Here is a 19,721-nt window from a genome sequence, read left to right as displayed (position 1 = left end):
ACCTTCCAGCACTTTTCACAAGAAAGGAGCCATTCGCTCTGATATGCGTGATCATCTCTGTCAGTCCTCCTTGTGTACTGTAAAATTCGTATGAGCTTTCTCCCTATCGACGTTGCTCTGCCTGCCCTTCGCTCAGCATTGGCAGAGCGAAATGAAGCTGTCCTTGAAGCTCCTCCAGGAGCGGGTAAGACAACCCGAGTTCCCCTCGCTCTATTGAATGAGGCATGGCTTGGAACCCAAACCATCTTGATGCTCGAGCCGAGGCGTCTTGCTGCTCGAGCTGCGGCTGAGCGTCTAGCTAGCGAATTGGGTGAGAGAGTAGGTGAAACCATCGGGTACCGGATTCGCTTGGAAAGCAAAGTCGGTCCGAAAACCCGAGTTGAAGTCGTCACCGAGGGCATCCTGTCCCGTCGTTTACAAGAGGATCCTGCCCTCGACGGTGTTGGGGTTGTCATCTTCGATGAATACCATCTTCGTACGCTCGACGCAGATTTAGCCTTAGCACTTTGCCTTAACGGCCGTGAGCTTCTGAGGGACGAAAGCCAACCTCTTAAGATCCTTCTCATGTCTGCAACGCTTGAGGGGGATCGCCTTTCTAAGCTCCTGAACGACGCTCCAATAGTGACGAGCGACGGTCGTATGTTCCCGGTCACCACGTATTGGGGGAGACCTTATCAACTCGGTGAGTTCGTCGAGCCACGCGTGATTCAGATCTGCCTGCAGGCCCTATCTGAACAAAGCGGGAGCATCCTTGTATTCCTTCCCGGTCAGGCTGAAATACGCCGGGTTAACGAGCAGTTGAAAGATCAACTGAAGGGCCAAGAGAACATTATGCTTTGTCCGCTCCATGGCGAACTTGACCTATCGTCCCAGCGAGCTGCTATCGAACCCGCGCCACAAGGCAAACGCAAAGTGGTGCTTGCCACCAACATAGCCGAAACAAGCTTAACCATCGACGGCGTTCGCGTCGTAGTGGACGCTGGACTGGCCCGCGTGCCGCGCTTTGACCCTGTCAGTGGTATGACTCGCCTGGATACGCAACGTGTTTCTCGAGCGGCAGCTACGCAACGTGCTGGCCGCGCAGGACGCCTCGAACCAGGTGTTTGCTATCGACTCTGGTCGGAATCGCAACATGACCAGCTTGCTGCATACGACGCTGCCGAAATTTTGCAGGCAGACCTATCTGGACTCGCGCTGCAGCTAGCACGATGGGGCGTGCAGCCTGACGATTTGGCTTGGTTAGATTCGCCTCCTGTAGCAGCTTATGCGCAAGCTCGTGACCTGCTCATCCGGCTAGGAGCATTAGATGAGCGTGGTGTTATTACTGCCCATGGCCAAGCTATGGCTGAGTTACCTGCACATCCTCGAATCGCGCATCTGTTGCTCCGTGGCCAGGCATTCGGACTTGGTAACCTCGCCTGTGACATCGCGGCGCTGCTTGGAGAAAAGGATATCCTCCGCGGTACCGGCGCCGACCTTCATGATCGTATTAGTGTATTGGGTAATGAAGCGTCCTCACGCGCTAGTCGAGGGGCTGTTCAACGAACCCGTCAGCTAGCGAGACAGTTCAGGGGATATCTACGCGGCCCGGTATCTGAGCCTGTGGCAGACCCTGATCATCCACGGTGGCAAGGGGGGCTCTTGGCCTTCGCTTATCCCGACCGAGTTGCTCGTCAGCGACGCGATGGTGGAGCTGAGTACCGATTGGCAAATGGTCGTGCCGCTCAGTTTGGCGAGCCTGACGCACTGATGAAAGAACCTTGGCTAGTCATTGCAGATCTTGGGAGCAGACAAGGTCAGAGAGAGGAGCGCATCTACATTGCCGCAGCACTTGATCCCCAGCTATTCGACACTCTGCTTGCCGAGCAGGTAAGCCAGCGTGATGAACTCGAGTGGGATGAACGCGAAGGTGTATTGAAAGCCGAGCGTCAGCAGCGTGTGGGTGAGCTGGTACTGAGTCGAGCGGCCATTCCTGGGCTTGATGAAGAGGCTCGTTTTAAGGCCTTGGTCGGCCTCGTACGTCGCAAGGGCATGGAGCTGCTACCGTGGACACCGGATCTTCGTCAGTGGCAGGCACGAGTGTCTCTTCTTCGTGGTCTGGATCTCGAGCAAAAGGGTGAAAGTGAGTGGCCTGATCTGTCAGATACCGCACTCCTGAGCTCACTTGAAGAGTGGCTGGGACCGTATCTGGATAAAGTCAGCCGACTCAGTCATTTCGCCGACTTGGATCTCCGAAGCATCCTTTTTGGTTTACTGCCTTGGCCGTTACCTGCACGCCTCGATGAACTTGCCCCCAAAGCGCTGCAGGTGCCTTCTGGCTCGCGCATTGCGATTGATTACTCAGAACACCCACCCGTGCTTGCTGTGAGGCTACAGGAGCTGTTTGGCCTGGCTGACACTCCACGTGTAGCAGGAGGCCGTCAGGGGGTGCTACTGCATCTACTGTCTCCAGCCCGCAGACCCGTACAGGTTACTCAAGATCTCGCCAGCTTTTGGGCCAACACTTACATTGAAGTAAAGAAAGATCTAAAGGGTCGATACCCCAAACACTGGTGGCCTGATAACCCTATGGAAGCAGAACCAACCGCTAGGAGTAAGCCTAGAAAGCAATGACTGCCGCCCGAGCGAAGCCAAGAAAAATCTAGAGATCGAGATAAGAAGCGACCAAGTTTACGTGGCGCGTGCCTTGGCAATTTCAAAGTCTTCATTACGAAACTTCTTGAGCTTTGCAAGCTTTGTTGCGTACTCGGCAACAGGCATTCCTGCCTTCAAGTCGTTCAGAAGTTTCTCTTGGCTTTGGTCAAAGACTTCAATCGCCTTGATCATGTAAACCGAGGAAACCGTAGTGTGATAGTTCGATACCTTCTCGAAGGCTAGGTGAATGTAGCGCTCTACAGAGTCAGGACAACCCCCTGGCCCTGTTGGCCGGTGACGACAAGGCCGCGCGCGGCGCTCGTGGCGGCGTGCAGCGCGCCCGCCAGCTGGCGCGGCAGTTCCGCTCCTAGCTGCGCGGCCCGGCCAGCGAGCCGGTGGCCGATCCGGATTACCCGCGCTGGCTCGGCTGCCTGCTGGCCTTCGCCTACCCGGACCGCATCGCCCAGCAACGCCGCGCGGGCGGTGCCGATTACCGCCTGGCCAACGGCAGCGCGGCGACCTTTGGCGAGCCGGATGCGTTGATGAAACAGCCCTGGCTGGTGATCGCCGACCTCGGCAGTCGCCAGGGCCAGCGCGAGGAGCGCATCTACCTCGCCGCCGACCTCGACCCGGCGCTGTTCGAGGGGCCGCTGGCCGAACTGGCGCCGCGTACGCTGGAAGTGCCGTCCGGTTCCCGTATCCGCCTGGACTACAGCGACGAGATGCCGGTACTCGCCGTGCGCCTGCAGGAGCTGTTCGGCCTGGCCGATACCCCGCGCATCGCCAACGGTCGCCAGGCGTCAAGCTGCACCTGCTGTGCAGGTCACCCAGGACCTGGCGAGCTTCTGGCGCAATACCTACGCGGAAGTGAAGAAAGATTTACGAGGTAGGTACCCCAAGCATTACTGGCCTGAGGATCCACTTGTGGCCGAGGCTACTGCAAGAGCTAAGCCGAGAAAGCCATAGGTATTGCCTTAATGTTAATGCTGGTGAATTAAAAAAGTAAGTTACTTTGTTGGGTACTGCAAGCAAAAGATTAGAAATAGAACAACTGGCTCATGCTAGGCTGCGTGCGATTCTAGAAATTTATACCATCCTTCAACGCTCCGATTAGACCTTACGAAAAGCGCAACCGTGCATGACAGAACTGGCGTAGATCCCACGGCCCGCCCCTCATGTGCGAGTGAGTGAAGACTCCCGCTGGCGAGCAATCTCAAAGTCCTTATTCGCCATCTTCTGCAGCACTTTGAGTCGCTGAATGTACTCGGTGACCGGCATACCTTCTTCAAGGAGGGCGAGCAATTCGTTCTCCTCTGAGAAGTACTTGTCCATCGCCATGACCAGGTGAACTGAACTTACTGTTTCCGTGTATCCAGCCAAATCGCGGAAGGCCAAGTTGATGTAGTACTCGGCCGATTGTGATGTGAGATGACCTGTCCAACTGATTACCTCAGCCAGGAATGTCTGGCTATCAAGTAGCGCACGCCGGAAGTCGTCTTCATTGGTGAGTTGGTGGCGTTTGATGAAGCGAATGAAGAGATTGGTGATGAAGGCATGACGGAACATGTGCGCGCAGACTTGGGACTCGATGCCGGCTACTTTGCGCAGATGATTGATCTCGTTTGATATTGCGCCGCTTGTGAGCGGGCGACCCGTTGTCGCAGAGACGAAGAAATACCCATGATCCTTTACGCCTTTGTACACAGTGCGCATGATTTTGCGTCGCTCCACTTCTATGTACTGTTTGAGTTTTTTTAGCGCAGTAGAAAAGACGGGAACGTAGCGCTCGGCTCCCTCGGCCTGTTTGAGCGTGTCCAGGCGTAGTACGGGATGTTCCATTTCCAATGCTCTCAGTACATCATCCACCTTAAGGTTTGCAACTTCGGTGCGCCTTCCACCTGTATCGCTGAAAAGTTCAATCATGCAGGCACGTCTTACCTTCACAAACGCAGGGCTCTTATCCTTCCGGATGGCGGCTTTCAGTTGCTGAATCTGCTCTTTCGTGATCGGGTTTCTGCGGTGTTCTCTGTGCGACTCTCCGAACGAGTGATGCGTCAAGTAAGTCCGATAGATATTTCTCCCATTTCGGGACGCGGCGACATACTTTTCCTCCCTGGCCCGTATTGACCCTTCAGGAGAAACAAAGTTAGGAATGCCATATAACCGGCCAACGAAGCCTAGAAAATCTAGCCAAACTTTTCCCGTGGCAACTACTGAGGTCTCCGATTTCTTTGTTACCGCCGGATTGAAACTCGAGGTCTCCTTTCGAATCTCATCAATGTAATCAGTAAACTTTCCATCTTGCAGGGTGATGGGGTCGAGACTATCTCGATAGCACTTTCGTAGCAGTTGACTCAATTTTGAGGCGTACTCTCCCATTGATCCGCCTTTCTGTCCCTTTCGCGATAGCCCTTGCTTTCCACGTCCCTTGCGACTCAACAGGGATTGCATATACAGGTTGCCAATTAAACAGGGCGAACCGTTTGGCCAGATCATAAACGGCATGTTAGTGGCATCACGGGTACTCAAGCGGTCGACCGAAAAGTGGCTGAATGTCTTGAATTCGCCCAAGAGGCTGTAAAGCTTACGGGTTAATCGACTATTCATGCGCTAGCCTTTGCGGTAGTCCGAGATATTGGCAACGTCCGCTATCGGAGCGTGAGCTTCGGAATAATTTTCTACTTGATTGAACGGTGGCATGCCCATGCTCAATATGGCCCGTAAAGTGTGGAGGGCATCGTGGGTCCGCTTTGCTCGGATCTTGTCGTCCGCTGCGTCGCGTATGTTGGTGAGCTGAGTCATTGACTCGGATAGTGCGCGAAGCAATATCACATTCGTCTGCCGCTGCATCTCCAGTTCCTGTTCCAGCTGCTCGACCTTTCTTGTTAACCCTGACTTGCTTCGTTTATTGGCGTGTTGCTGCCGTTTCTCCGCAAATTCAAGCGCCTCGAGAGCTTTGAGGCGTAGATCATTTAGTGCTTTGAAGCCACCAACTAGGTTTTCATTAGCATGTGTCTTCAGGCTGTTCAAGCTCATAGGGTAAGTTATTAGTGGCTCGTCTTTCTCGCTCGCTATAGATCGCTCGAGTTTTGCGAGACTTCCTTGGCTTTTTAGGGCGAGGTGGAGATCGGCATCCTTACTGAATTGCACTGGCCGTTGAATGATCTGCACAAGCAGAACATGAAGCGCCTTGACGCCGGCAGCCACTAGGCTTGCTCGCGACGCCCTGCTCATGCTGTTTCCTCAGTTAAAATCAGGCGGGCCACTACCTTGAACTTGTGGCCCTGGTGATCCGTGAAGAATTCCGGCTCGATTTCCACCCAGCCCTCAACTAGCAAGTCTTGAATCTGGTCTTCTAGATCATGGGTATCTATCAGATTGAAGTCTTCTGTCCCGTGCCGTTTCTTGAGTAATTCGGCGAGGGCGAGGTAATTCTCAACATTGCCCATATGCAGTTGTTCGGCTACATAGTGTGCCTTGGCACTGGCTAACACGGATCCGTCGGTTGATTCGGTAATGTAATGGTAGACATGCTTTGGATCCGCATGTCCCAGCATCCATTGCAGCGTGTCGAGTTTGGCGAAACTGCCGCAGTAAAAGAACAACATTGCAAAAAAACGACGCATTTGGTGCTGGCGGAAATAGTATCGCTCACCAGCTGCGTTTAGAGGTGTTTCGAAATAGTCACAGAACATGTCGAGGTTGCGGTTGTACACGGTAACGGACGATTCCGTGAGATTCGGTGCGCCTGTTACAGTAGGAACGGCGAAAAGGGTTTTAAGCTTACGGATGTAACCTATCCGTTGCAGAACCTTCTGCATCCTAATGAGAGTCTTTACCATGTCTACGGCTATGGGTTCGATGGGGCGCGCTTGCCTGCGACGATGACCGAAGAGGTGGCGAGTGCTCTTTGCGTTTTTAAACATGAGCCACGTCTCAGTTTCGTCAAGGCAATCGGCTGCTTTTAATTCATACAACTCGCTAGCGCGTCGGGCCATAAGCACGCCAATAGTCAACTGTATGCACCCGATGTAAACCATTATGAGTTCATATAGACCAGAATTGCGTCTTAGGTTTTCGAAATACTCGTTTTTTTTACCCTTCACGTTGGAGCGAGTTTTGGACTTGGCTGAACCACGCACACGAGTCGAAAGACATAGTCTATTTACTCCCAGAGATGCCAGTTTTTGACCAACTAGATATTGTACCTCTTCATGCGTAAGAGAGCTTGGAGATATGTTGCGCTTGCGGCACTCGAGTGCAACTCGACAGAAAGCTTTAGTGATTTCTTGTCCGTGATCGAGGTGGAACTCTATCGCTTGACGTACAGCCTTGAATACGATGTCGGACGGAACAGTGCGAAACCTACCCAGGGTCGACAAATCAGGCATATAGCGTTCAGCCTCAATTAGGGCCTCTAGGGGAGGGCTTGGAAGCGGGATTTCATGTAACAACCCAAGGCTGTATAAAGTTGAACGATAGAAATAGTAGGTATTGTCTATCATTCTCTCATGCTGCCCACTTTTTACGGGCGCACTTCGGTATTCCTTTTTAAAAGTACTGGTGTCACTGTTGAAGCAGAGGATTGGGTGAACGGGCTTGGCGAGGCTCTTGCCTCGTAGGGTATCATGGTAAATATCCTGGGCGAGCAAAAAGGTATTCGGCTGTTTGCCATAGGGAACTTGGTTGTGATAGAAATTTCTTAAGTATAGAGCCGCCCGTACCTGAGGAATTAGGTCATAAGATATTCCTAGTATGTCATCGTCCAATTGCTCATTAGTGATCAATCCAATTTCTGGAAGGCTCTTCAGTACGATTGAGATCTCGTTGGAATCGGTGCGTTTAACTAAATCAAGGCAGTATTCGCGTGCTCGATTAGTCCAATTGTATATTGACTCTGTAGTATGTGGGGTTGATGCTATCGTCTCTAGAATTTCAATTAAGTTACCACTCGTAAGCCCGCCAAGTCCATGAGAGGATAGCTTGTAGCGTTTGCTATTTATGAGCAGTAAGTCAATGATATGACATGCAGCGCGAAAGCGCTTGTGCTGCTGTCGCTGACCTTTCGCTTCTGCAAGAAAACTGGAAGAAATGCGTGTGCAAGACGTCAAGTAATACTTGAAGCTGTCGAGCAGTTGTTTGTGTCTGGATTCCGTAAGAGTGCTTCCGTCATCCAATACTACCCTCCAGTCAAGCTCTTTATATGTTTTGAATTCAAAGCTAATCCTCCACACTGGATCATCGAAGTCGCTGAGAAGCCAACAGGCCGATCGATATTCTTCTTTAGCCTTGATTAGAAAAGGCGAAAGAAAATCGAGTTCAGGGGGTAGATGCATAGATCAGATTCTCCATGTGTGAAGCGCTGACGTGCTTTCGCGCGATGTGTAGGTGATCTTGAAGGTCACTGTTGTAGCCATCTTCAATCTCTCGTACTACCAAGTCGGTGAAATTCGACCAGTAAATAGCTTTAGAGCACAGTTTGGACGGGGTGCTAGCGCTGCAAACGGCTTCTTTTAATGAAAGGAGGGCAGTAAGCACTCCGCTGTCGATCGAGATAAGTACACGATCAGCCTGGTCAATATGCTGGATGTCCCGCTGTTTTGAATCCGCCATTTTCATGTGCTCGGGGTTCCGGATATGATCTGGAATTTCTCGTAGAGCATGGTGTTTTAGGAACTCATGAAGTTCCTCCATGTTTTGGAATCTTGCGACTTCTAGTAAGCGAGGGCTGTCCTTCATGGCTTCGCAAATAATGCCGCGCTGGAAAATTCGAATCCATCGGGTCTGGAAAAATGCAAGGATAGGTTCCGGTAGGTAACTACTCAGCAAAGAAGAGTTATATCCAGTATGCCCGATAGCCTTAGCCATAGTTTCTACGCTGTTAGTCTTTAGGTAAACTTCAACTCCACTGGATGCTCGCAGCGATGTCACCGAAACACGTGAAATAAACTCTCGGATGGTGTTTTCGTCTCGGCCAGAAATAGTTGAAAATTCGTCAATTATCTGCTGGTGACGATCTATCATGCATGGCTTGATCTTGAATATCTTCGGCTTTTTTGGATAACAGATGGCTCGCTGGCAGTGAATAAATAAATACCGCCATGCATTATCGTCTGCATTGCGAAGTTCTTCCCGAAGGGGTTCAGTTAGTGAAATTACTCGGCGAACCCATACGGCCTGCCGAGGAGTAAGGTCGATTTTTTGCTCACTCAATTTGCCTCCTTTGCGATCTTTGTATCCAATAAGTTGATAGCCGCTGTCTGTCTTCAGGAATCCAGAAAGATTTCCCCGTTTGTCGTAGAGCTCGAGGTTATCGAAGAAGCTTTCTGTCAAGCAGGGATGATGGTAAGTGAGTAGCAACTGCAGGGCGAAGAAGTCGCTGGGTTTGGGGAGGGCAAATAATTTGGCTGCATCATCTTTCGTTGTTTGCCAAAGAATCTTGTTTGCATGCTCTCTAAGATAAGCTAGCCCAAATTTTTTGAATGTTGCACATAAGTTGTTCTCTCCGACTTCATTGATGCTTGCAAGTCGTCGGCTTATTTTTGTGATTGGTGTCCCTGTGAGCGAAAGTTGATCTCGATTGATTTGTTTCTTGCGGATGCTAAAGAGTCGTTTTTCAGCCCATTTCACTACTATCTGGTTATCTTCTAGGATTCTTTTAAATATTATTTCTATTGCTTCGGAGTCGGTTAGCTGCAGCGGTACGGAAGTTATGAGCTTGTCTTTAACAATGGTGCCATCAGCTGTCGTTCTGAGATTGGTATGGGAGCCAGGCGTAGAGGCGGAAGTCGGGCGCGGTAACTCACCAGCGAATGGCCGGGTCCAAATTCCCGATTGGATGAACGCCTCATCTATAGTATGGATGAACTTCGCATAGGAACGCGTCCGATTTGCGATGTCAGTACCTACTTCCAGTGCTTGCTTGAAGTTGAAGAGTAAGTAATCGATGAAGAGATTCTTGATCTGCATAGGGTGCTGGAAACTGGTACTGGGCCAGCGCTCAGCATTTTGTGAGAGAAAGAGCAAAAACAAATTGAAGTCAGAGTGCGCAGGTGCAAGATGTTTTTGCGCATTCTGGCGATAGTTCTTATAAATCTCTTCGGCAAACTCCTCGCCGTGGGAGTTCCAGATTAGGTTGATCGGAATGAAGCTGATTGCTTCTTTGCGGCCTTGAACAGGCCAGCCATTCCAGTAGCGAACTGACTTTGCGTCGAGGTGCTGCTTTTCCTGCTCCCAAACGTGCTGGTTGTAACGGGGATAAACCTCCATTCGAGATAAGGAGGGCAAAAGTGGGATCTCCTTACGCATTTCATCCAACAGCATGACGAATCCCCTGGCGTAGCGCTGTCTGCTCGTACCGTTTAGGACGAGCAGAGATTGGTCGGCTAACGATCCGAGAAAGCCTTTCATGACATTAAGAAATGATGGGGAGGAGAGAGACAGATAAGTGATCACGGTGCCGGTGACTTGGCAGTAGGCTTCGAAGACCTTCACGAGGTGATTAGCTTTTTCCGCAGCGTTGATCGCGGCGCAACGCTGCATGAGGTCCACGACATCTGGAGGTATGACGCTAAAGCGATAGTTCACCAACGACTGCATATGTTTGATGACTGTCAAAGATTTATCCTTGAGATTATTTCCATGAAATGCCCGGAATAGAAGGATACTGGAAGAGTTTGACAACATCTGGCAAGTGGCAAAGTGCTTGAGCGCAGTCTGGATGCCGATCTGGCCCTGGCGCTGACGCTCAACGCCCGCGTGTTACTGCGCGATGAGCCGCTCAAGCTTCTGCTGATGTCCGCCACGCTGGAAGGCGCACGGCTATCCAGCCTGCTCGATGATGCGCCTGTGGTGCGCAGCGAAGGGCGCATGTATCCCGTCGTCCAACGTTGGGGGCGGCCGTTCCAGCCAGGCGAGCGCATCGAGCCGAGAGTGGTGCAAACGGTCCTGCAGGCGCTGGATGAAGAAACCGGCAGCGTGCTGGTCTTCCTGCCCGGCCAGGCCGAAATCCGCCGCGTGAACGACGCCCTGGCCGAGCAACTGGCGGATCGAAGCGAGGTAATGCTGTGCCCCTTGCATGGCGAACTGGAGCTGGCCACCCAGCGTGCGGCTATCGAACCGGCGCCTGTCGGCAAGCGCAAGGTTGTGCTGGCGACCAACATCGCCGAAACCAGCCTGACCATAGAAGGCGTGCGGGTGGTGGTCGATGCCGGATTGGCGCGCGTGCCGCGTTTTGATCCCGGCAGCGGTATGACCCGCCTGGAAACTCGACGCATCTCCCGCGCTTCGGCGACACAGCGTGCCGGCCGTGCCGGACGCCTGGAACCGGGTGCGTGTTACCGGCTGTGGTCGGAGGATCAGCATGCGCAGCTGGCCGTCTATGGCGAAGCGGAGATTCTGCAGGCCGATCTGGCCGGGGTGGCGCTGCAGCTGGCGCGTTGGGGCGTCGAGCCGGATGAACTTGCCTGGCTGGATGCGCCGCCGGCTGCCGCTTATGCGCAGGCGCAGGACCTGCTTCAGCGCCTGGGCGCGCTCAGCCGTAACGCTCGCGGCAGTTGGCAATTGACTGCCCACGGCCAGGCCATGGCCGAGCTGCCAGCGCATCCGCGCATCGCCCATTTGCTGTTGCGCGGACAGGCGCTGGGTCTCGCACAGCTGGCGGCCGACCTCTCCGCATTGCTGGTCGAGCGTGACATCCAGCGCGGCGGCGGTACGGACATCTCTACGCGTCTCGGGCTGCTCGACGGCAGCGCGGGACGGCATGCCGGTGCGCAGCGGGTGCGCCAGCTCGCCCGGCAGTTTCGTGGCCTGCTACGTGGCGCATCGGGGGCGGCGTCGGCCGATCCCACCGATCATCGCTGGCACGGCGCGCTGCTTGCGTTCGCCTATCCCGACCGGATCGCTCGGCAGCGCCGTGAGGGCGGTGGCGAATATCGCCTGGCCAACGGTCGGGCAGCGGTATTCGGCGAACCGGATGCGCTGATGAAGGAGCCCTGGCTGGTGATTGCTGAGCTGGGCAGTCGCCAGGGCCAGCGCGAGGAACGCATCTACCGCGCCGCGGCGCTGGATCCGAAATTGTTCGAAGACGTGCTGGCCGAGCAGGTCAGCCAACGCGACGAGCTGGAATGGGACGAGCGCGAGGGTGTGCTGCGTGCCGAGCGGCAGCGGCGGGTTGGCGAGCTGGTGCTCAGCCGTGAGCCCTTGCCTGGGCTGGATGACGAAGCGCGAGGCCGCGCCCTGCTCGGGCTGGTCCGCCGTAAGGGGCTGGAGCTGCTGCCGTGGACGCCGGAACTGCGCCAGTGGCAGGCGCGCATTGCCTTGCTCCGGCAGATCGATCTGGATACCAGCGGCGCCAGCGAGTGGCCCGACGTCAGCGACGCCGCGCTGCTGGCGCGGCTGGAGGATTGGCTGCTGCCGTACCTGGGCAAGGTTTCGCGGCTGGCTCACTTCGCTCAGTTGGACCTGCGAAGCATGCTCGCCAGCCTGTTGCCTTGGCCGTTGTCGCAGCGTCTCGACGAGCTGGCGCCGGTCGCCATCGCCGTGCCTTCCGGTTCGCGGGTGCGGCTCGATTACAGCGAGTCGCCACCGGTACTGGCGGTGCGGCTACAAGAGCTGTTCGGGCTGGGCGACACGCCACGCATCGCCGGCGGGCGCCAAGCGGTCAAGCTGCACCTGTTGTCGCCGGCGCGCCGACCAGTGCAGGTGACTCAGGATCTGGCCAGCTTCTGGGCCAATACCTACGTCGAAGTGAAGAAAAACCTCAAGGGTCGCTACCCCAAACATTATTGGCCGGACGATCCGCTGGTCGCCGAGCCTACCGCGCGAGCCAAGCCGCGCGGGACATAAAAAAGAATCTTGAAGCTAGAAGCGAAAAGCTTGCCGCTTCCCAGCGGTCATTCATGCTTACCCGCTTCCCGCTGGATCATTCCGGCAAACTCAGGTCTTCGCCAGCCGCGGCCATTTCGGCGTAGGCGCGATCCAGCGCGTCGATGACGGCCTGGCTGTCGGTCAACCGACGCGACACGATGAAGCGAATCGGCATCTTGTGGATCTCCACGTGCGGTAGCGTCTGCATACCGAGGCGCTGCAGCGCCTGGTTCACCGGAATCTGGTAGTCGAGCAGATAGTTAGCGCGTCGGTGCCGCAGCATCTCCAGCGCGGAGGCATGGCTGCTGGTGCGGTGCAGGCGAATATCCAGCTGCGGGTCGTGCAGCATCTGGTTCACGGCGGGCCAGTAGTTATAGCCATTGATGACGATGACGCCACGCTTGGCGAGGCTTTTCGGCACTTGGGGCGGTGGAGTGTCGGGCCGGTGATAAAGATTGAGGCTGATCTGCGCGAGCGTTTCCTGACCCACGAGCGTGTCGGCAGCGAGCTCAGGTTTGCCCGGCGCACCCGGCCAGAGATCGATGGTGCCTTCCTTCAACGCCGCATACAGGCGCGCACTCGGCAGCGCGCGGAACCGCGCTCGATAACCGGACTGGGTAAACACACGGTGGACGAGGTCAACCAGCGGCCCCTGCGGTCGGCCTTGCGCATCGCTGTAGATGGCCGGCGGAAAATCGTAATAACCGACGGTTAGGGTTCGCGGGGTTCCAGGCTCGGATGCCGCGAAGCAAGGCCCCCACAGAAAGAGTGCGAACAATATGCAGAGTAAAGGCTTCAAGGTAATTCGCTGCCCCTTGTGATTTGCGCCAACCAAGCATGGTTGGCAGGTGCTGCGCTGTCTAGTGGCCTGTTTGGCTAGTCCCGTTAGTCAATTCCGCTGCACACCGAGCCGGGTGATTGCCAGCAGGCGGGGCGGGGCATCGCCAGGCTGACTATGCTGAAGTATGAGGGCACCCAGCTCTAGCGCCCTGTTCAGCCCCGGATGGAGTGGTTTATGTATCGCAAGGTATTCGCCAGCAAGGTGTTCGATCGCAAGGTCGTACTGATCACAGGCGGCTGCGCGGGGATCGGCCGCGCCCTGGCCGAGCGGATGGCCCAGGCTGGCGCGCGGCTGGTGATCTTCGATCTCGATCAGAACGCACTCGATGGCTTGGTGCAGCATCTGGCCGACCACCACAACGCCGACGCACTGGGACTGCGCTGCGATGTATCAGACGTGATCGCCGTTCAGCAGGCGGTGGCGCTGGTGGTCGAGCGCTTCGGCGGTATCGACGTGCTGGTCAACAATGCGGGCATCACACACCGCAGCCGTGTCGCCGACACCCACTTGGCGGTGTTCGAGCGGATCATGGCGGTGAATTTCTACGGCGCCCTGCATTGCACCCAGGCCGCACTACCAAGCCTGCTGGCGCGTCGTGGGCAGATCATCGTGCTCAGCTCGCTTTCGCAATACGCACCGGTACCCGATCGCGGCGCTTACAACGCCAGCAAACATGCACTGCATGGCCTGTTCGAAACGCTGCGTAGCGAGCTGACGGATACCGGTGTGAATGTGATGCTGGTTTGTCCGGGCTACACCGCCACTGGTCTGCGCAAGAACGTGCTGGTCGGCGACGGCTCCACTGCGCCGCAGCCGGCGCTGACCATGGGCCGTGTGGCGGCGCCGCAGGATGTTGCCGAGGCCATCTACCAAGGCGCGCTGAAGCGTCGTCGTCTGTTAGTGATGTCGAACCTCGACTGGCGCGCACGGCTGGTGGCGCGCTGTTTTCCAAGGGTGTTCGAACACCTGCTGCTGCCACGTCTGGCCGGTTAGAAGGTCTCACAAGGCGCCAGTTAACTCGTCGTGGCGTCGCCGTACAGCTGCTGGACCAGCTCCATATCCCAATACGCCGCTTCGATCTTGTGACCGTCGAGGTCGCGCAGGAAGCAGCCGTAATAGGGCGCACCGTATTCCTCTCTCGGTCCAGGGGCGCCTTCGTCGGTTGCGCCCGCGGCCAGCGCGGCACGATGGAATGCATCGACGGATGCCTTGTCCGGGGCGAAGAAGCCGATATGCGTACCGTTGCCGACATTGGCCGGCTGGCCGTCTATGGGCGTTTGCACCCAGAACTCCGGATATTCGCGGCCCCAGGCTACCGCGCCTGGATGGGCCAGGATGCGTTTGCAGCCAAGCGTTGCGAGCGCCTCGTCATAGAAGGCGCAGGCCTGCTCGAAGCGGTTGCTGCCGAGGGAGACGTGGGAAAGGATGCTGGGATTCTGTTCGGCCATGGCGGGGTCCTCTGAGGCGTGGACAGCCAAGCCTAGCTCGGTAGATTGCCGCTTGCCGTCTGGTCGCTAGTTTTTTTCCTCAAGGCTGACGGCTGGCCCGCTGCACAGCATGAAGCAGCGGAACAGCACCACCGTCGCCAGCAGTTGCACCAGCCCGACGGCGCTATCGACCAGCACGGCAAGCAATCCGGGCGGCGTCTCGCCGGCCCAGAAATGTGCGGCAAGCCAGGCTTCGAGAATCCATAGCGGCAGCAGCACGGCGAGGATGCAGCCGAGCAGCAGCAGAAAATGCCCGCGAGTCTGCAGGAAACTCTCTTTCAGCGCGGCCAGCGGGTTCAAGCCGCGCAGCACCAGGAGATACTCGGCAAAGGCGATCTTGACCATGATCCAGAGCCCAGGCAGCACGAACAGCGAAGCACCAAGCATGATCAGCAGCGTGCCCAGCCCGGCCAGCACCGCCAAGGACGGCCAGAGCGGCAGCGCACGAGCCAGCACCTCGCGCAGCGGGGGCGCATGGCCGCGGCTACGTGCGTCGAGAAACAGAATCAACGCGCCGATGTACAGCGGATAAAAGATCATGCCGACCAGCAACTCCTGCGCCGGCAACGCACCCTTGCCGAACCAGTGCTCGACAATCAGCCTGGTGCAACTCTCCAGCGCGATCAGCGGCAGGCAGAGGCGTGCGATGGAAGCTAGATTGCGGGAATAGAAGAACCAGGCGTCGCGGAGGATCGATAGGACATTCATTGCAGTCGAAACAATCTCGGAAAATCAAGGCGCGCACTTTAGCAGGTCGTCGATAGCGACTGCGCTGGGCTATGCCGCGTCTCAAGATGCTCTCTATAGGTTTGAGTCGTGCTCTTTTTCCATAAGCGCACGTGATCGTGACTCGGTCAGATGCAGGGCGGACACATAGCCATTTTGCCCATAGGCTGCAACTGCAGGGTACCGACGACAGCAACGATTTTGCCGTCCATACTGGCCGACCTCCCAATCGTTCAGGCCGCTGCGTGAAAAAGATCGCCTTGTTTGCCGATGTGCAGAACCTCTATTACACGGTGCGCCAGGCCCACGGCTGCCATTTCAACTATTCCGCCCTGTGGGCCGAGGTCAGCGAGCGCGGCGAGATCGTCGAGGCCTATGCCTATGCCATCGACCGCGGCGACGCCAAACAGCAGCAATTCCAGCAGATCCTGCGCAACCTCGGCTTCACCGTGAAACTGAAACCCTACATCCAGCGCAGCGATGGCTCGGCCAAGGGCGACTGGGATGTCGGCATCACCATCGATGTGCTGGACGCCGCGGGGCGCGTAGACGAAGTGGTGCTGGCCTCCGGCGATGGCGACTTCGACCTGCTGCTCGATCGCGTGCGTGCCGGTGGTGCAGAAGCCACGGCCTACGGCGCCCCGGGCCTGACGGCAAACTCGCTGATCCGCGCCGCCACGCGTTACGTGCCGATCGAGGGCAGGTTGCTGTTGCGCGGTTGAGGTTGCAAGTTGGAGGGCGGCTACGGCGTCCATTCGCAATCCGTAGGAGCGAGCTTGCTCGCGAAACGTGCCAGGTCTCATGGCGTGCTGCGGCCTTCGCCAGCAAGCTGGCTCCTACAAATCCAGCCCGAACCCTACTCGCGAATCTGCCGCTGTCACGCATTCCGCTTCCGTAGATATGTCCTGCCTCGGGTAAACTGCCAACCTCGTTTTTTATCGTCCGGTTACCCTCATGACCTTCGCCTCCCTGGGCCTGATCGATCCGCTGCTGCGTACCCTCGAATCACTCGATTACACCAAGCCGACGCCGGTTCAGACCAAGGCGATCCCGGCCGTGCTCAAGGGCCGCGATCTGATGGCCGCCGCGCAGACCGGTACCGGCAAGACTGCTGGCTTCGCGCTGCCGTTGTTGCAGCGCCTGACCCAGGAAGGCGCTCAGGTGACCAGCAACTCGATCCGCGCGCTGGTGCTGGTGCCGACCCGTGAACTGGCCGAACAGGTACACGAAAGCTTCCGCGTTTACGGGCAGAACCTGCCGCTGCGCACCTATGCAGTCTATGGCGGCGTCAGCATCAATCCGCAGATGATGGCCCTGCGCAAGGGTATCGACGTGCTGGTGGCGACCCCGGGGCGGTTGCTGGATCTGTATCGACAGAACGCGGTGAAGTTCGCTCAGGTGCAGGCATTGGTGTTGGATGAAGCCGATCGCATGCTCGACCTCGGCTTCTCGGAAGAGTTGGACGCGCTGTTCAGCGCGCTGCCGAAAAAGCGCCAGACCCTGCTGTTCTCCGCGACCTTCTCCGATGCGATCCGGCAGATGGCTGGCGAGTTGCTGCGCGACCCGCTATCGATCGAAGTCAGCCCGCGCAACGCTGCCGCAAAGACGGTCAAGCAGTGGCTGGTGCCGGTGGACAAGAGGCGCAAGTCCGAGCTGTTCCTGCATCTTCTGGCGGAAAAGCGCTGGGGCCAGGTGCTGGTGTTCGTCAAGACGCGCAAGGGTGTCGATCAGCTCGTGGATGAGTTGCAGGCGCAGGGGATTTCCAGCGATGCGATCCATGGCGACAAGCCGCAGGCTTCACGATTGCGCGCACTGGAACGTTTCAAGGCGGGTGAGGTGCAGGTATTGGTCGCAACTGACGTGGCGGCGCGCGGGTTGGATATCCACGATCTGCCGCAAGTAGTCAACTTCGACCTGCCTATCGTCGCTGAAGACTACGTGCACCGGATTGGCCGCACCGGCCGTGCCGGTGCTACAGGTGAAGCGGTATCGCTGGTCGCCGCCGACGAAGTCGATCAGCTCGCGGCAATCGAGACGCTAATTCAACAGGTCTTACCGCGGCACGACGAACCGGGCTTCGTTCCTGATCATCGAGTACCTACGACACAGCCCGGCGGGCTGATCATCAAGAAGCCGAAGAAACCGAAAAAGCCCAAGGAAGCCGCCGGCAAAGGCCGTATCCACCTGGGCAACTGGTTCGATGAAAGCGAGAAGCCCAACGCCAAACCGATCCGCAAGGTGCCGAGCCTGGGCGGGGCGAAGCCCGCGAAGAAGCGCTAGTAAATTCGGACAGGTTGAATGGCGATGCCAGTCGCGGCATGACTTTCACGCGGAGCCGGGGCGGCGATCAATCTGTAGGCCCCCCGGTCGCGCTCTGCTTCAACCCACCCATAAGTCCTGTTCCGATAGCTCTTCTTGGCGGTGGGCTGAAGCGGAACGCCGCCCGACCCACCCTACGAGCCGAGTATTTGTGGGACGATGCACCGAGGTCAGGGTTCGAGGTGATGAGATATGGGAAGCAAGACGATAGCGGTGATCCTGTTATCCGGCTCGTTCTTCTGCACCGGTGCACAAGCATCCATGAGATGTGGCACCGGCCTGGTTCAGCTGGATGATACGAGCGAGCAGGTCGAGGCCAAGTGCGGCTCCGCCGACGATCAAACCTCCGAGGGGCCAGTGCTGCGAAGCGACGGCGTTCCTCAGTGGGGCGCCGTCAAGGTTGATCGCTGGGTATATGGGCCGAGAAATGGCGCGTACTACCATCTGCGCTTTATCGACGAGCGACTGGTTGAAATCCGGATGGAACGGGAGAGGTAGACCGTGGAAATGGCGCAGCGGGGTGACGTTGGATAACGTATTTGTGGTGGGTTAAAACCCACCCTACGGGGTGAGTTCTGCGGCGTTTGCGCTGGTCTACCCGCGTGCGCGCAGCCAACGCAATATCCCCTCGGCCGCCGCACGTCCGCTGGCGAAGCAGGCGGTGAGCAGATAGCCGCCAGTGGGGGCTTCCCAGTTCATCATTTCGCCAGCGCAGAACATGCCCGGGAGCTGGCGCAGCATCAGATTTTCGTCCAGCGCTCCGAACTGTACGCCGCCCGCGCTGCTGATGGCTTCATCCAATGGGCGCGGGCGCAGCAGCGTGATTGGCAACGCTTTTATTGCGTTCGCCAGGCGTTGCGGGTCGTCGAAGGCGTCCGCTGGCGCCAGTTCGCGCAACAGGGCGGCCTTGGCGCCATCCAGGCGCAGCTGGCGGTGCAGGTGCTTGGCCATGGAATGCGAGCCGCGCGGTTTGGCCAGGGCGGTGGCGATCTGTTGCTGCGAACGATCCGGCAGCAGGTCGAGCAGGATGCAGGCCGAGCCTTGCTGGTTTATGCGCTCGCGGATTTGCGCCGAGAGTGCGTAGACCAGGCTGCCTTCGATGCCCTTTGCGGTGAGAACGAATTCGCCCTTGCGCGGGGTTTCGCCGAGCAGCGCGAGAGTGACGGTCTTCAGCGGGGCGCCAGCGAAGCGTTCGACCAGATGCGCACTCCAGCCGGCCACCTCGAAACCACAGTTGGCTGGCTGCAGCGGTGCGATGGCGATGCCGCGAGCCTGCAGCAGCGGCACCCAGGCGCCGTCGGAACCCAGCCGCGCCCAGCTGCCGCCGCCCAGGGCGAGCAGCGTGGCATCCGGGGCGAGCAGGCTTTCGCCATTGGGACCGGAGATACGCAGCCGTCCGTCTTCGCTCCAGCCCAGCCAGCGCTGGCGAGTATGGATATGCACGCTGTTTTCGCGCAGGCGCTTGAGCCAGGCGCGTAGCAGCGGCGCAGCCTTCATATCGGTGGGGAAGACGCGGCCGGAGCTGCCGACGAAGGTGTCGATACCCAGGCCGTGTATCCAGTCGCGCAACGCGTTGGGGCCGAAGGCTTCGAGCAACGGGCGCAGCTCGCCGGCCCGTTCGCGGTAGCGGCCGATGAACGCGGTGAAATCCTCGGCATGGGTGATGTTCATGCCGCCGACGCCGGCCAGCAGGAACTTGCGGCCCACCGAGGGCATGGCGTCGTACAGGTCCACCGCCACGCCGGCCTGGCTCAGCACCTCGGCCGCCATCAGGCCGGCGGGGCCGCCGCCGATGATGGCGATGCGGGAGGAAGGGGCTGGCGGTGTCATGGCAGTGGCCTGGCGAA

14 protein-coding genes and 2 pseudogenes are annotated in these 19,721 nt (G+C 57.3%); 7 read left to right on the top strand and 9 right to left on the bottom strand.

The window, feature by feature from the left end; translation table 11 throughout:
• Window positions 1-90 precede the first annotated feature (90 nt).
• Window positions 91-2,613 carry an ATP-dependent helicase HrpB gene (hrpB, locus tag NAV33_RS04330; RefSeq protein WP_255977343.1) on the top strand — a complete coding sequence of 841 codons (2,523 nt, stop codon included), beginning with the start codon at window positions 91-93 and terminating at the stop codon, window positions 2,611-2,613.
• Window positions 2,614-2,670: 57 nt separating this feature from the next.
• On the opposite strand, the gene NAV33_RS04325 is transcribed toward hrpB (NAV33_RS04330), so the two are convergent.
• Complete coding sequence (locus NAV33_RS04325) at window positions 2,671-2,826, bottom strand: hypothetical protein (RefSeq protein ID WP_177429592.1); 156 nt, start codon at window positions 2,824-2,826, stop codon at window positions 2,671-2,673.
• An 86-nt stretch (window positions 2,827-2,912) separates the two neighbouring features.
• Between NAV33_RS04325 and NAV33_RS21445 the strand changes: the two are divergent.
• Window positions 2,913-3,600: pseudogene (locus tag NAV33_RS21445) on the top strand (ATP-dependent helicase C-terminal domain-containing protein); the annotation flags it as partial.
• A 207-nt stretch (window positions 3,601-3,807) separates the two neighbouring features.
• Here the strand turns inward: NAV33_RS21445 and NAV33_RS04315 are convergent.
• From NAV33_RS04315 to NAV33_RS04300, 4 genes are read right to left on the bottom strand one after another with little or no spacing between them, the layout of a single operon-like run.
• Entirely contained in the window at window positions 3,808-5,241 is a 1,434-nt protein-coding gene (locus NAV33_RS04315) for a tyrosine-type recombinase/integrase (RefSeq protein WP_100549884.1), read from the bottom strand.
• A gap of 3 nt (window positions 5,242-5,244) precedes the next feature.
• The gene (locus NAV33_RS04310; RefSeq protein WP_100549883.1) at window positions 5,245-5,868 is read right to left on the bottom strand and encodes a hypothetical protein; all 624 of its coding nucleotides are present in this window, start codon (window positions 5,866-5,868) and stop codon (window positions 5,245-5,247) included.
• On the bottom strand, window positions 5,865-7,970 hold the full coding sequence (locus NAV33_RS04305) for an integrase (protein ID WP_100549882.1): 2,106 nt from the start codon (window positions 7,968-7,970) through the stop codon (window positions 5,865-5,867). Before NAV33_RS04305 ends, NAV33_RS04310 begins: the two co-directional genes overlap by 4 nt.
• Window positions 7,954-10,251 carry a hypothetical protein gene (locus tag NAV33_RS04300; protein WP_255977338.1) on the bottom strand — a complete coding sequence of 766 codons (2,298 nt, stop codon included), beginning with the start codon at window positions 10,249-10,251 and terminating at the stop codon, window positions 7,954-7,956. The genes NAV33_RS04305 and NAV33_RS04300 overlap by 17 nt, the downstream gene beginning before the upstream one ends.
• 90 nt (window positions 10,252-10,341) lie before the next feature.
• Between NAV33_RS04300 and hrpB (NAV33_RS04295) the strand changes: the two are divergent.
• Window positions 10,342-12,480 (top strand): annotated as a pseudogene (gene hrpB, locus NAV33_RS04295) (ATP-dependent helicase HrpB); the annotation flags it as partial.
• Between the two features lie 76 nt (window positions 12,481-12,556).
• Here the strand turns inward: hrpB (NAV33_RS04295) and NAV33_RS04290 are convergent.
• On the bottom strand, window positions 12,557-13,300 hold the full coding sequence (locus tag NAV33_RS04290) for a substrate-binding periplasmic protein (RefSeq protein ID WP_255977336.1): 744 nt from the start codon (window positions 13,298-13,300) through the stop codon (window positions 12,557-12,559).
• Window positions 13,301-13,516: 216 nt separating this feature from the next.
• Between NAV33_RS04290 and NAV33_RS04285 the strand changes: the two genes are divergently transcribed.
• Window positions 13,517-14,335 (top strand): SDR family oxidoreductase, encoded by an 819-nt coding sequence (locus NAV33_RS04285; RefSeq protein ID WP_255977334.1) that lies wholly within the window; start codon window positions 13,517-13,519, stop codon window positions 14,333-14,335.
• A gap of 20 nt (window positions 14,336-14,355) precedes the next feature.
• Here the strand turns inward: NAV33_RS04285 and NAV33_RS04280 are convergent, their stop codons facing one another.
• Window positions 14,356-14,790, bottom strand: a complete 435-nt coding sequence (locus tag NAV33_RS04280; protein ID WP_255977330.1) for a VOC family protein — start codon at window positions 14,788-14,790, stop codon at window positions 14,356-14,358.
• Between the two features lie 66 nt (window positions 14,791-14,856).
• Window positions 14,857-15,537: a YciC family protein gene (locus NAV33_RS04275; protein WP_255977327.1), complete on the bottom strand. Its 681-nt coding sequence runs from the start codon at window positions 15,535-15,537 to the stop codon at window positions 14,857-14,859.
• Window positions 15,538-15,800: 263 nt separating this feature from the next.
• Here NAV33_RS04275 and NAV33_RS04270 point away from each other — a divergent pair, with 263 nt between their 5' ends.
• The 3 genes from NAV33_RS04270 (at window position 15,801) to NAV33_RS04260 (ending at window position 18,372) form a co-directional block, all read left to right on the top strand.
• Entirely contained in the window at window positions 15,801-16,277 is a 477-nt protein-coding gene (locus NAV33_RS04270; protein WP_255977324.1) for an NYN domain-containing protein, read from the top strand.
• 232 nt (window positions 16,278-16,509) lie between these two features.
• Window positions 16,510-17,835: a DEAD/DEAH box helicase gene (locus NAV33_RS04265; protein ID WP_255977321.1), complete on the top strand. Its 1,326-nt coding sequence runs from the start codon at window positions 16,510-16,512 to the stop codon at window positions 17,833-17,835.
• A 231-nt stretch (window positions 17,836-18,066) separates the two neighbouring features.
• Complete coding sequence (locus tag NAV33_RS04260) at window positions 18,067-18,372, top strand: DUF2845 domain-containing protein (protein WP_255977318.1); 306 nt, start codon at window positions 18,067-18,069, stop codon at window positions 18,370-18,372.
• Window positions 18,373-18,468: 96 nt separating this feature from the next.
• Here the strand turns inward: NAV33_RS04260 and NAV33_RS04255 are convergent, their stop codons facing one another.
• The gene (locus NAV33_RS04255) at window positions 18,469-19,704 is read right to left on the bottom strand and encodes a TIGR03862 family flavoprotein (protein WP_255977315.1); all 1,236 of its coding nucleotides are present in this window, start codon (window positions 19,702-19,704) and stop codon (window positions 18,469-18,471) included.
• Between the last annotated feature and the right edge of the window lie 17 nt (window positions 19,705-19,721).

Origin of the sequence: Stutzerimonas stutzeri, from assembly GCF_024448715.1 — a bacterium.
In the GTDB taxonomy this organism is placed as follows: Bacteria; Pseudomonadota; Gammaproteobacteria; order Pseudomonadales; family Pseudomonadaceae; genus Stutzerimonas; species Stutzerimonas stutzeri_AR.
The sequence above is the reverse complement of the archived record's forward strand: the minus strand, read 5'-3'. Positions and strand labels throughout refer to the sequence as shown.